The 12,647-nt window shown below is 72.4% G+C and carries 11 protein-coding genes, 1 tRNA gene and 1 pseudogene; 9 read left to right on the top strand and 4 right to left on the bottom strand.

The annotated features are described in order from the left end of the window. The first annotated feature begins 267 nt into the window (after positions 1-267). Positions 268-1,050, top strand: coding sequence for a 23S rRNA (guanosine(2251)-2'-O)-methyltransferase RlmB (gene rlmB, locus QM699_RS02915; protein ID WP_415009728.1), 783 nt, complete (start codon positions 268-270; stop codon positions 1,048-1,050). Between the two features lie 360 nt (positions 1,051-1,410). Here rlmB and bktB read toward each other — a convergent pair. Both bktB and QM699_RS02905 read right to left on the bottom strand, forming a co-directional pair. Next, positions 1,411-2,590: pseudogene (gene bktB / locus QM699_RS02910) on the bottom strand (beta-ketothiolase BktB). A 77-nt stretch (positions 2,591-2,667) separates the two neighbouring features. Continuing rightward, positions 2,668-3,639 (bottom strand): glutathione S-transferase family protein, encoded by a 972-nt coding sequence (locus QM699_RS02905; protein ID WP_415009727.1) that lies wholly within the window; start codon positions 3,637-3,639, stop codon positions 2,668-2,670. Positions 3,640-3,780: 141 nt separating this feature from the next. Here QM699_RS02905 and dgcN point away from each other — a divergent pair, with 141 nt between their 5' ends. The 4 genes from dgcN (at position 3,781) to QM699_RS02885 (ending at position 7,710) form a co-directional block, all read left to right on the top strand. Then, positions 3,781-4,776, top strand: a complete 996-nt coding sequence (gene dgcN / locus QM699_RS02900; protein WP_415009726.1) for an N-acetyltransferase DgcN — start codon at positions 3,781-3,783, stop codon at positions 4,774-4,776. 160 nt (positions 4,777-4,936) lie between these two features. Then, entirely contained in the window at positions 4,937-5,902 is a 966-nt protein-coding gene (gene dgcA, locus QM699_RS02895; RefSeq protein ID WP_415009725.1) for an N-acetyl-D-Glu racemase DgcA, read from the top strand. Between the two features lie 3 nt (positions 5,903-5,905). Beyond that, positions 5,906-6,760 carry a D-amino-acid transaminase gene (locus QM699_RS02890; protein ID WP_415009724.1) on the top strand — a complete coding sequence of 285 codons (855 nt, stop codon included), beginning with the start codon at positions 5,906-5,908 and terminating at the stop codon, positions 6,758-6,760. A 2-nt stretch (positions 6,761-6,762) separates the two neighbouring features. Further along, the gene (locus QM699_RS02885; protein WP_415009723.1) at positions 6,763-7,710 is read left to right on the top strand and encodes a glutaminase; all 948 of its coding nucleotides are present in this window, start codon (positions 6,763-6,765) and stop codon (positions 7,708-7,710) included. 46 nt (positions 7,711-7,756) lie between these two features. Here QM699_RS02885 and QM699_RS02880 read toward each other — a convergent pair whose 3' ends face one another. After that, a complete protein-coding gene (locus tag QM699_RS02880) occupies positions 7,757-8,008 on the bottom strand; it encodes a GlsB/YeaQ/YmgE family stress response membrane protein (protein WP_415009722.1) in 252 nt (83 codons plus the stop codon). Between the two features lie 126 nt (positions 8,009-8,134). Beyond that, a tRNA-Gly gene (locus QM699_RS02875) sits at positions 8,135-8,208 on the bottom strand. Positions 8,209-8,357: 149 nt separating this feature from the next. Here QM699_RS02875 and QM699_RS02870 point away from each other — a divergent pair. The 4 genes from QM699_RS02870 (at position 8,358) to QM699_RS02855 (ending at position 12,561) form a co-directional block, all read left to right on the top strand. Beyond that, positions 8,358-9,008 (top strand): protein-L-isoaspartate O-methyltransferase family protein, encoded by a 651-nt coding sequence (locus QM699_RS02870; RefSeq protein WP_415009721.1) that lies wholly within the window; start codon positions 8,358-8,360, stop codon positions 9,006-9,008. A 106-nt stretch (positions 9,009-9,114) separates the two neighbouring features. Next, complete coding sequence (locus QM699_RS02865; RefSeq protein ID WP_415009720.1) at positions 9,115-10,500, top strand: TolC family outer membrane protein; 1,386 nt, start codon at positions 9,115-9,117, stop codon at positions 10,498-10,500. 4 nt (positions 10,501-10,504) lie between these two features. Then, positions 10,505-10,903 carry a hypothetical protein gene (locus tag QM699_RS02860; RefSeq protein ID WP_415009719.1) on the top strand — a complete coding sequence of 133 codons (399 nt, stop codon included), beginning with the start codon at positions 10,505-10,507 and terminating at the stop codon, positions 10,901-10,903. Positions 10,904-11,115: 212 nt separating this feature from the next. Next, the gene (locus QM699_RS02855) at positions 11,116-12,561 is read left to right on the top strand and encodes an exopolyphosphatase (RefSeq protein WP_415009718.1); all 1,446 of its coding nucleotides are present in this window, start codon (positions 11,116-11,118) and stop codon (positions 12,559-12,561) included. Positions 12,562-12,647: the final 86 nt, after the last annotated feature.

Raw genomic sequence — 12,647 nt, 5'->3', positions numbered from 1 at the left:
CGGCTAAGCAGAAGCAGCCCGGCAAGCCGGCCCAGGGCCGATGCCGTTCCGATGCCCGCGATGATGCGCTCCGTGCTCATGGCGGCAGAGTATAGCCGCCACCCGCGGGAGTTAAAGCCGGAATCGTCGGCGGGAACGGTTGACGGGAACCGTCGGGCCGCTCGGCGGTCGAGGCAACCGCGCGGAACCCGGACGAGGCGGACGGGCGAGGTTGCCTGACCGCGGGCCGCGTGGCATCAGCCGGACAGGCAAGCGAGGAGAGCGGCCGTGGCGAAAAAGCCGGCCTGGGCGGTGGAGAAGGAACGGGCGCGGCGCGAGGAGTCGGGCACGCTCTGGCTGTTCGGGCTGCATGCGGTGCGCGACGCGCTGCTGAACCCGGTGCGGGTGCGGCGGCGGCTGGTGGTGACGAAGAACGCCGCCGACCGGCTGGCCGAGGCGATCGCGACCGCCGGCATCGAGGCCGAGGTGGTGGAGCCGCGCGGCTTCACCGTGCCACTCGACCCGCAGTCGGTGCACCAGGGGGCGGCGCTGGAGGTGGAGCCGCTGGACTGGGGCTCGGTCTCTGAGGTCTGCGCGCCGCGGGGCGAGCCGGCGCTGGTGCTGCTGCTCGACCGGGTGACGGATCCGCACAACGTGGGCGCGATCCTGCGCTCGGCGGAGGTGTTCGGGACGCGGGCCGTCGTGGCGCCGCGCCGGCACGCCGCGCCGGAGACGGGCGCGCTCGCCAAGTCGGCCTCCGGCGCGCTGGAGCGGCAGCCCTATCTGCGGGTGCCGAACCTCGCGGCGGCGATGGGGACGCTCGCGGACATGGGGTATGCGCTCGTCGGGATGGACGGGACCGCGGAGGGGACCGTGGCCGAGGCGGCGCGGGCCTTCGCCGGGCGACCGCTCGGGCTGGTGCTGGGCGCCGAGGGGCCGGGGATGCGCGAGCTGACGACGAAGCTCTGCGACCGCCTCGCCCGCATCCCGGCGGCGGGAGCGTTCGGCTCGCTCAACGTGTCGAACGCGGCGGCGGTGTCGCTCTATGCGGCGGCGGAAGCGCGGCGGTGATCGGATCACGTTTTCTGGACACGCCTTTTCAGGCGCACCCCGGAGGACCATATCAGCGATGAAGCAGCCGCGTGGAACCGCCCTGCTTCATCTCACTGTCCCTCGTTCCAACTCGGCGCCCGGACGCGGTTCGGGCGCCTTTTTGTTGGCACCCGCCCGTGACGAGATCGGCCGCGACACGTACCGGCCCTGACCCCGGGGCATCGCCCGCGTCGGCGTCCCTTGGAACGAGGAGTGGCCCTCGTTCTACGCGGCCCGCTCCCCGTGGCTCAAGGGCTTCCCGGCAAGTCTGCCCAAGTCGGCGAGATCCTGCCCGGCACGCCGGGGGGTGGCAGACCTCTCGTCGCGTCAAGCCCGCGATCAGCGCAGGTGCTCGATCGCGAGCGCGATGCCCTGGCCGCCGCCGATGCACATGGTGATGAGCCCGAACCTGCCGCCGGTGCGTTCGAGTTCGTGGAGCGCCTTCACCGTCAGGATCGCGCCGGTGGCGCCGAGCGGGTGGCCGAGGGCGATCGCGCCGCCGTTGGGATTGACCCTCGCGGGATCGAGGCCGAGGCCGCGGTTGACCGAGATCGCCTGCGCGGCGAAGGCCTCGTTCGAACTCGATGACGTCGAAGTCGTCGACGGCGAGGCCGGTCCGCTCCAGGAGCTTGCCGACCGCGGCGATCGGCCCGACGCCCATGATCCGGGCCGGGACGCCGGCGACGGCATAGCCGAGGATGCGCGCCTTCGGCCTCAGCCCGGCCATGTGCGCCGCGTCGGCGGTGGCGAGAACCACCGCGGCGGCGCCGTCGTTCAGGCCCGAGGCATTGCCGGCGGTGACGGTGCCGTCCTTTCGGAAGGCGGGCTTGAGCTTTGCCAGCGCCTCGGCGGTCGTCGCCTTCGGATGCTCGTCGGTGGCGAAGGCCACCATGTCGCGCTTCACCTGCACCTCGATCGGCACGATCTGGCTGGCGAAGCGGCCTTCCGCGATGGCGGTGCGGGCGCGATTCTGGCTCTCGACGGCGAAGGCGTCCTGATCCTCGCGGGTGATGCCGGTTTCCTCGGCGACGTTCTCCGCCGTGACGCCCATGTGGCCGGTGCCCATCGGGCAGGTGAGCGCGCCCACCATCATGTCGATCGCCCGTGCGTCGCCCATCTTCTGCCCCCAGCGGGCCGAGGTGAGCGCGTAGGGCGAGCGCGACATGCTCTCGGCGCCGCCGGCGAGGGCGAAGTCGGCGTCGCCGAGGCTGAGCGCCTGCATGCACGAGACGATCGCCTGTGCCCCCGAGCCGCAGAGCCGGTTGACGTTCATCGCCGGCGCGGCCTCGGGCACGCCCGCCTCGAGCGCCGCGACGCGGGAGAGGTACATGTCGCGCGGTTCGGTATTGATGACGTGGCCGAAGACGACATGGCCGATCCGGCCGGCCTCGACGCCGGCACGGGCCAGCGCCTCCCGGGCCGCGGTGGCGGCGAGCGTGATCGGCGGGACGCCCGCGAGGCTGCCGCCGAACGCGCCGATCGCGGTGCGCGCGCCGTCGAGGATGACGATCTCCTGCATGATGAGCCTCCCTGCTCCGCCGGGCGGGAGGGTCGCACCCGCACCCGCGCGGCGCAAGGGGGATCCGCGGGGGCGACTCAGCCGGCCACGGGCGCCGTCCAGTCGATCTCCGGTCCGACCGGAACGATCCCGAACGGGTTCACGTCCGGGTGGCTGCGGTAGTAGTGGTGCGCGATGTGGGCGAAATCCACGGTCCCGGCCACGCCGGGTGTCTGGTAGAGCCGGCGGGCGTAGTCCCAGACCCGCGGGTACTGCACGATCTGCCGGCGGTTGCACTTGAAGTGCGTGTGATAGACCGGATCGAAACGGAAGAGCGTGGTGGCGGCGCGCCAGTCGGCCTCGGTCTGGCGGTCGCCGGCGAGCCACCGTGCCTCGAAGAGCCGGGCCTCCATCCAGTCGAGCGTCGCGAAGACGTCGGCCACCGCCGCGTCGTAGGCGGCCTGGCTGCGGGCGAAGCCGGCGCGGTAGACGCCGTTGTTCAGGCCCGGATAGACGCGTGCGTTGATCGCGTCGATCTCCGGGCGGAGCGGCTCCGGCCAGAGGTCGAGGTCGCTGCCGGTCAGCCCGTCGAAGGCCGAGTTCAACATGCGGATGATCTCGGAGGATTCGTTCGAGACGATGCGGCCGGCCGCCTTGTCCCAGAGCACCGGCACCGTCACCTTGGTCGTCGCCTCCGGGTCGTCGGCGAGGTAGATCTCGCGGAGAAAGTCCTTGCCGAGCACGCGGTCGCCGGTCGCGCCGGGAAAGTCGGTGCCAAAGGCCCAGCCGTCCGGGTCCATCACCGGATGAACGACATCGACGGAGATGTGCGCCGCGAGGCCCTTCAGCGCCCGGAAGATCAGCGTTCGGTGTGCCCACGGGCAGGCGAGCGAGACATAGAGGTGATAGCGCCCGCTCTCGGCGGCAAAGCCACCCAGCCCGGTGGGCCCCGGCCGGCCGTCCGGGGTGATCCAGTTGCGCCAGCTGCTCTCGGCGCGCTGGAAGCTGCCGTCCGCCGCGCCCGGCGCCACCGGGCTGGTCTCCCAGGTGCCGCCCACCAGCCTGCCCATCGCGCTCCTCCGCTGCCATTCGCCCGCAAGTTGGCGCAGGCCGGCGGCGGGAGCAATCGGGCGGGCCGGCACCGCAGCGTTTCCGGCTTGTGTTGCCGGGGGGGCGCCATATCCTCGGCCCTGCATCGGGCGGAGGCGGCGATGATCGAAGGACCCTACCTGCTGTTTCTCGGCGACGCGGCCGATCCGCTGGCGGCGAAGGTGGCGCAGGGGATTCGCGACTGGCGGCCCGACGCGGCGATCGGGCAGCTGCGGATGCCGGGGTGCAATGCCGACATGGCGCTGCCGGAGATGACCGTCGCGGAGGCGGCGGCGAAGGGCGCGCGCACGCTGGTCGTCGGTGTCGCCAACCGCGGCGGGGTGATCTCGCCGGCCTGGATCGAGGTGCTGGTGCAGGCGCTCGAGGCCGGGATGGATCTGGCGTCCGGGCTGCACAACCTGCTGCGCGACGAGCCCGAGCTGGTGGCCGTGGCGATGAAACGCGGCCGGACGCTGCATGACGTGCGGGTGCCGCCGCATCGCTACCCGATCGCCACCGGCAAGCGGCGGCGGGGCCGGCGCTGCCTTGCGGTCGGGACGGACTGCTCGGTGGGCAAGATGTACACCGCACTCGCGATGGAGCGCGAGATGCGGGCGCGCGGGATGCAGGCGACGTTCCGCGCGACCGGGCAGACGGGCATTCTCATCACCGGCGGCGGCGTGCCGCTCGACGCGGTGGTGGCGGACTTCATGGCCGGGTCGGTGGAGTGGCTGACGCCGGAGAACGACACCGAGCACTGGGATTTGATCGAGGGACAGGGCAGCCTCTTTCACGCGTCATATTCCGGGGTGACGCTGGCGCTGATCCACGGCGGGCAGCCGGACGCGCTGGTGCTCTGCCACGAGCCGACGCGCACGCACATGCGCGGCCTGCCGGACTATCCCCTGCCCTCGCTGGAGGCGCTGCGCGATCTGGCGCTCGCCATGGCGCGGATCGTCAACCCGGAGGTGCGCGTGACGGGGGTGTCGATCAACACCGCCGGGCTCGACGCCGCGGCGGCGGAACGGCTGCTCGGGGAGACCGAGGCGCGGCTGGGCCTCGCGACGGTCGATCCGTTCCGGCAGGGCGCGGCGCGCCTCGTGGACGCGCTGGCGTGACCTTCGGCCGGGCGAAGGCGGCGCGTGGGCGGTCCGCAGGCGGCGGCGTCCGGCACGCGCCGCGCTCCGGGGGAGTCGCGGGGTGCGGCGGGGCCTCGCGGGACGCGGGGCGCGTCGGGATGCGTCATCAAGCCGCTGCCACCCGCCCGGGGGCGCGGCCGTGAAGGTATCGGTGGCGACGGAGGTGTTTCCGCTGGCGAAGACCTTCACCATCAGCCGCGGGTCCAAGACCGAGGCGCGGGTGCTGGTCGTGACCGTCGAGGCGGACGGGGTGCAGGGCCGGGGCGAGTGCGTGCCCTATGCCCGCTACGGCGAGACGCCCGAGAGCGTGCGCGCGCAGGTCGAGCGCCTGCCGGCGGCGTTCGACCGCGGGGCGCTGCAGCGGCTGCTGCCGGCGGGGGCGGCGCGCAATGCGGTCGACTGCGCGCTCTGGGACTGGGAGGCCAAGCGCGCCGGGCGGCGGGTTTGGCAGCTGGCCGGGCTGGCGGCGCCGGGGCCGCAGGTGACGGCCTACACCCTGTCGCTCGACACGCCCGCGGCGATGCGCGCCGAGGCGGCGGCGCAGGCCGCGCGGCCGGTCCTGAAGGTGAAGCTCGGCGGCGAGGGCGATCTCGCGCGGATCGAGGCGGTGCGCGCCGGGGCGCCGGCAGCGCGGATCATCGTCGACGCGAACGAAGGCTGGACGCCCGAGAGCTATGCGGCGCTCGCTCCCGCGCTGCTGCGGCTCGGCGTGGCGCTGGTGGAGCAGCCGCTGCCCGCCGGCGCGGATGCGGCGCTCGCGGACATGGCCCGGCCGCTGCCGGTCTGCGCCGACGAGAGCTGCCACGACCGGGCGAGCCTCGCGGCGCTCGCCGGGCGGTACGACATGGTGAACATCAAGCTCGACAAGACCGGCGGCCTGACCGAGGCGCTGGCGCTCCGGGCCGAGGCGGAGCGGATGGGCTTCGGGATCATGGTCGGGTGCATGGTCGGCAGCTCGCTCGCCATGGCGCCCGCCGTGCTGCTGGCGCAGGGCGCGGCGGTCGTCGACCTCGACGGGCCGCTGCTGCTCGCCGCCGACCGGCCGTACGGGCTCGTCTACGACGCAGGCGGCGTGCATCCGCCGGAACCGCAGCTCTGGGGGTAGATCGTGAGCCGGATCGTCTATGTGAATGGCGCCTATCTGCCGGAGAGCGAGGCGCGGATCAGCGTCTTCGACCGCGGCTTCCTGTTCGCCGATGCGGTCTACGAGGTGACGAGCGTGCTCGACGGCCGGCTGGTCGACTTTCCTGGGCACCTGGCGCGGCTGCACCGCTCGCTCGAGGCGCTCGAGATGGCCGCGCCGCTTGACGACGACGGGTTCGAGGCGATGCACCGCGAGCTGCTGGCACGGAACGGGGTGGTCGAGGGCATGGTCTACATGCAGGTAACGCGCGGTGCGGCAGACCGCGACTTTGTCTGGCCCACGGCCGCCGAGCCCGGCCTTGTCGCCTTCACCCAGGCCAGGCCGCTGGTCGACGCGCCGGCGGCGACGCACGGGCTGCGGGTGGTGTCCGTGCAGGACCCCCGGTGGGCGCGGCGCGACATTAAGACGACGCAGCTGCTCGGCCCCTCCATGTGCAAGATGCTGGCGAAGAAGGCCGGCGCCGACGACGCCTGGTTCGTCGAGGAGGGGTTCGTCACCGAGGGCACCTCGAACAACGCCTGGATCGTGCTGGCCGACGGCAGCCTCGTCACCCGCAACCTCTCGACCGCGATCCTGCACGGCATCACCCGCACCGCGATGCTGGCCTATGCCGCGTTGGCCGGGGCGCGGGTCGAGGAGCGGCCGTTCACCATTGCGGAAGCGCAGGGCGCGGCGGAGGCGTTCATCACCGCCGCCTCGGCCTTCGTGACACCCGTGGTCGAGATCGACGGCGTGGCGATCGGCGACGGCACGCCCGGGCCGGTGACGCGGCGGCTGCGCGAGATCTACATCGCCGAGAGCCGGGCGCGGGCGCGCTGACGATGGCGGGGCCGAAGGCGAGCGGGCTCGACCTCGGGCGGATCGTGTCGGAGGTCCACGACGAGCTGGCGACGCGCATCGGCGAGGGCACGGTCGCCGACTACATCCCGGAGCTTGCCCGCGTCGATCCGCGGCAGTTCGGCATCGCCCTCGTGACGCCGGAGGGCGAAGTGGCGGCGGCGGGAGACGCCGACCGGCCGTTCTCGATCCAGTCGATCTCCAAGGTATTCCTTCTCACCCTCGCGCTCGGGCGGGTGGGCGAGAGCCTGTGGACGCGGGTCGGCCGCGAGCCGTCGGGCTCGCCGTTCAACTCCATCGTCCAGCTGGAGCACGAGGCCGGCCGGCCGCGCAATCCGTTCATCAACGCCGGGGCCATCGTCGTCACCGATGTCGCCATGGCCGGCCACTCCCCGCGCGAGGCGATCGGCGAGATCCTGCGGTTCATGCGCTATCTCGCGGATGACGACGACATCGCCATCGACCGGGCCGTCGCCGCCTCCGAGCTGGACACCGGGGCGCGCAATCAGGCGCTCGGCTGGTTCATGCGCTCGTTCGGCCGGCTCGACCACGAGGTCGAGAAGGTGCTCGGCGTCTATTTCCACCACTGCGCCATCGCCATGAGCTGCCGGCAGATGGCGCGCGCCGGCCTGTTCCTCGCCGCCAGCGGGCGCGATCCGCTGCGCGGCCACTCGGTGGTCCGCCCCGCCCGGGCACGACGGATCAACGCGCTGATGCTGACGTGCGGGCTCTACGACGCGTCGGGCGACTTCGCCTATCGCGTCGGCCTGCCGGCGAAGAGCGGCGTGGGCGGCGGCATCCTCGCCGTGGCGCCCGGCCAGGCGTCGATCTGCGTCTGGGCGCCGGGGCTCGACGCCTTCGGAAACTCGCGGCTCGGCGGCCTGACGCTGGAGGCGCTGGCCCGCCGGACCGGATGGTCGGTGTTCGGCTGAGGCGTGCGCCGCCGCTCCAGCTGCGTCGGCGCACGGCGCCGCCTACTCAGCTGCGTCGGCGCACGGCGCCGACGACGGCAAGCAGCACCACCGACCCGATGGTCGCCACCACCAGCGCACCGATGAAGCCGGTGGAGGCGAGGCCGAGGAGGCGGAACAGGAAGGCACCGACGTAGGCCCCGACCACGCCCACCACCAGGTTCTCGAGCAACCCGTGGTCGCGCTTCATGATCCTCTCGGCGATCCACCCGGCGACAAGCCCGACGATGAGAAAGCTGATCCAGCCCAGTCCGCTCATGAGTGGCTCCCCGCCCTGCCAGTGACCCCGGCGATGGTCACGGGGATCCGCCGCCGAGTAAAGCCCGCAGCCGCGAAAAGATCCGCGGCGTTTACGGCGACCTGGAAACGGAGGCAGGAGGGAAACTGGAGCGGGTAGCGGGAATCGAACCCGCACTATCAGCTTGGGAAGCTGAGGCGCTACCACTACACCATACCCGCGCCGTCCGGTTACATAGCGCCGCCGTTCCCGCGACGCAAGCCGGCCGCGTCGAAATCTCCCGCCGGCTCTCCCCCGGGCTGGCCGCCGTTGCCGCAGCGCGGGAAATGTGCCAATCCTCTCGCCGAGCCCGAACTGCTGGAACCTGCCGATGACCGATTTCGCCGCCGCCCGCGAAGCCATGGTGGACCGTCAGGTCCGCACCGCGGACGTCACGCTCTACCCCATCATCGCCGCCATGCTCGCCGTGCCGCGCGAGGACTTCGTGCCCGAGACGCTGGCGCCCGTCGCCTACCTCGGCGAGCACGTGCCCCTCGGCGGCGGGCGGGTGGTGCTCGACCCGCGGGTCTTCGCCAAGCTGCTCGACGCGCTGAACATCGGCCCGGGCGACCTCGTGCTCGACGTGGGCTGCGGGCTCGGCTACTCGACCGCGGTGCTCGCGGCGATGGCCGAGGCCGTGGTGGCGGTCGAGGAGGGCGAGATCGCTGCCGAGGCGGAGCAGGCGCTGGCGCGCAACGCGGTCGACACCGCGATCGTCAAGACCGGGCCGCTCGCGGCCGGCGCGCCGGAGCATGGGCCGTTCGACGCGATGATCCTCGAGGGCGGCATCGAAGTGATGCCCGAGGCGCTGGCCGACCAGCTGAAGCCGGGTGGCCGCGTGGCCGCGGTGTTCGTCAGCGGCGGCAACGGCCAGGCCCGGCTCGGGCTGCGCACCGCCGACGGCATCGCGTGGAGGCGTATCTTCGATGCAACGGCGCCGGTCCTGCCCGGCTTCGCGGCGACGAAAGCGTTTGAATTCTGACCGCCACGCGCGGATAAAGTCGGGTGGAAGCCCGGGCAACGGGCCGTCGGCGCGGACAGGTGCACGAGAGTTCCGCCGCGACAGAGATCACGAGGACAGGCAGCTCATGCGAAAGCTCTTGAGAACGAGTGCCATTGCGGCCCTGCTGGCGGTCAGTGCCGGAGCCGCTGGGGCGGAGTCGCTGGCGGACGCGCTGATAAAGGCCTACCAGACCAGCCCGCTGCTCGACGCGAACCGCGCGGCGCTGCGCGGCCTCGACGAGGGCGTCCCACAGGCCAGTTCCGCCCGCAAGCCGCAGGTCGGGCTCAGCGTCGGCGCCACCACCCAGTCGAGCGCCGAGGATCTGGACGGCGACCACCTGAGCAACGCCCAGGCCGCGCTCTCGGCCTCGCTGCTGATCTACGACCACGGCCAGACCGCGGCCGCGGTTTCGTCGGCCACCAACCGGATCGCCGCGGGCCGGGCCGACCTGACGAACGTCGAGCAGCAGGTGCTCTACAATGCCATCGTCGCCTATGCCGACGTGCGGCGGACGCAGGAGTTCGTGCGGCTCGGCAAGAGCGATGTCGACCGGCTGACCGAGACGCTCGACGCCACGCGCAACCGCTACGACGTGGGCGAGGTCACGCGCACCGACGTGAGCCAGAGCGAGTCCCGCCTCGCGGCCTCGCGCTCGACCCTCGCCAACTCGCAGGGCGCGCTCGAAGTCGCCCGCCAGTCGTATCGCCAGGCGGTGGGCACCCTGCCGGGCAAGCTCGATCCCCTGCCCCCGCTGCCGGCGGTTCCGAAGACCAGTGACGAGGCCGAGCGCATCGCCATGCAGCGCCACCCGCAGATCGTGTCAGCGCAGTTCTCGGAACGCGCCGCGGTCTATGACTTCGACCGGGCGCTGGCGCTCAAGGGACCGACCGTGTCGCTGACCGGCTCCGTCGGGGCCGAGCGCGGCAACACCAATGGCTACTGGGATGGCGTCGGCTATGGCCAGGTCGGCATCGAGGGCCAGCTGCCGCTCTACACCGGCGGCCAGAACGACAGCGTGATCCGCCAGGCCCAGGATCTGCTCGACCAGCGCCGCTTCGAGGTGCAGGACACCGCCCGCACCGTCACCGAGCAGGTGGCGGAGGCCTGGGCCAACCTCGAGACGTCCAAGGTGACGATCGGCGCCCGGCGGGAACAGGCCGACGCGGCACGGATCGCCGCGGAGGGCGTCGCCGAGGAGGCGCGACTTGGCGCCCGGTCGACGCTCGACGTGCTCGACGCCGATCAGGAGCGCCTGCAGGCGGATGCCGATATCGTGCAGGCCGTGCGCGACGAATACGTCGCGGCCTATGGCCTGCTGCGCGCCATGGGCCTGCTCACGGTCGAGCACCTGAAGCTCGGGATCGAGACCTACGACCCGAACGCCAACTTCGTCGCGGTGCGCGACGGGCGGCCCGGCGGCTACGACACCAAGGCCGTCGACCGGATCCGCTCGCGCTGGGAGACGAAGTAGCGCGATGCCGGCGGACAGGGGCAATGGCGGCCGGCCGGGCGAGGGAGAATCGATCGCCGACGCGCTGGCGTCGATCCGGGCGGTAGTCGCGGCTGAAACCGAGGCGCGCGCTTCGGCAACCGCCGGCGACACCGTCCTGATGCTCACGCGCGACATGCGCCGCGATGCCGGCGCCGGCCTTGCCGAAGGGCTGGGCGACGATGCCGACGACGCGGCCGAAGGCGAGCCCGCGACGGCGCCGATCCTCGACGAGGAGTCGCTGCGCGGCCTCATCAACCAGATCGTGCGCGAAGAGCTGCAGGGCGAGCTGGGCGACCGCATCGGCCGCAACCTGCGCAAGATGATCCGCCGCGAGATCGTCCAGATCCTCGAGGAGCGGCGCGAGGCCGAGGCCCGCGGCTGACCGCCGCCCCGGCGGCGTCATCCCGCGCACTTTCGTCGGCCGCCAAGGGCCGGCGCGATTGACGCGGGCCCGGTGCGATGCGACACAATCGGCACGCCCCGGGGGGGGGGGCCAGCAGGGACGGGATGGTGTCAGTCACCCGACGCGGGGAGGTCGGCCAGGCCCCCCTACAATCGCATGCAGTCCATCCCGCGCGACTCAGCCGGCTCGGGGTGGTGGATGTCGGCTCGAACTCGGTGCGCCTCGTCGTTTTCGACGGCATGGTGCGCAGCCCCTCGTATTTCTACAATGAGAAGGTGCTCTGCGGCCTCGGCCGCGGCCTTGGCGACACCGGCCGGCTGAATCCGGAGGGCCGGGAGCGGGCCATGGCCGCGTTGCGCCGCTTCGCCGCCCTTGCCGCCCGGATGCGGCTGTCGGGCATGATCGCCGTTGCCACCGCCGCCGTGCGCGACGCGAGCGACGGGCCGGAGTTCTGCGACGCGGTCGAGCGCGAGACCGGGTTGCAGCTGCAGGTGGCGAGCGGGTCGGAGGAGGCTCGGCTGTCGGCCGCGGGCGTGCTGCTGGGATGGCCCCGGGCGAACGGGCTGGCCTGCGACATGGGCGGCGCCTCGATGGAACTTGCCGGGCTCAGCAACGGCGAGATCGGCGCGTGCGCCACCGCGGCGCTCGGGCCGTTGCAGCTTGCCGATATCGCCGATCGGGAGAAGCGCGAGAAAACCATCCGCCGCCGGGTCAAGGCGCTGCGCAAGTCGGTCGACGGGGAGGCGCCGCAGCTGTTCCTCGTCGGCGGCTCGTGGCGCGCGCTCGCCCGCCTCGACATGGAGCGGGTGAACTACCCGCTGAAGGTGCTGCACGGCTACGAGCCGCCGGTGGCGCAGCTTGTCGAGACCTGCCGCTGGATTCAGTCGCGCGACCAGGCGGCGATGGCGGCGATGATCGGCACGGCGCTGCAACGGGTGCCGCTGCTGCCGCTGGCGAGCGAGGTGCTGGTCGAGGTGTTGCGCCGGATCGAGCCGGCCCGGGTCATCGTCTCGGCCTATGGCCTGCGCGAGGGACTGTTGTTCCGCCAGATGCCCGAGGCGCTGCGCACGCTCGACCCGCTGATCGAGGCGTGCCGGCACCTCGAGCAGGTCGCGGCCCGCTGCCCGGGCTTCGGGGACGCGCTGTTCGCCTGGCTGCAGCCGTTCTATGCCACGCGCCCGGCCGCCGATCTGCGGCTGGTGCAGGCTGCCTGCCTGCTGCACGACATCAACTGGCGGGCGCATCCGGACTATCGCGCCGAACTGTGTTTCGAGTCGGTGATCCGTGCCAACTTCGCCGGGCTCGACCATTCCGAGCGGCTGTTCCTCGGGCTCGCGCTGCTCAACCGATACAAGGCGTCCGCCCCCGTCGACGAGGTCCGGCGCTATGGAGACCTGCTGCCACCGGAGCGGGTGGTGGAGGCCTCGGTGCTCGGCCGTGCCATGCGCCTCGGCGCCATGCTCTCGGGCTCTGCCATCGGCGTGCTGGAGAATGCCGCGCTCGCGATGGAAGACGACCGGCTGGTGCTGACGCTGACGGGCGAGGCGTGGAGCTTCGCCGGCGAGGCCGTCGAGCGCCGGCTCCAGACCCTGGCCGCCCGGCTCGGCTGCGCTGCCGAGGTGGTGATGCGGCCGTAGCGCTGCGTCACCGACGCAGAGGCGACGGGCGGAAACCAAGAAGGCATAGTGCGAAAAAGCGGCCTGCAAAACAGGCCGCTTTTTAA

Source organism: Amaricoccus sp. (genome assembly GCF_047602525.1).
Lineage (GTDB): Bacteria > Pseudomonadota > Alphaproteobacteria > Rhodobacterales > Rhodobacteraceae > Amaricoccus.
This window is presented reverse-complemented; position numbering and strand designations above follow the sequence as displayed.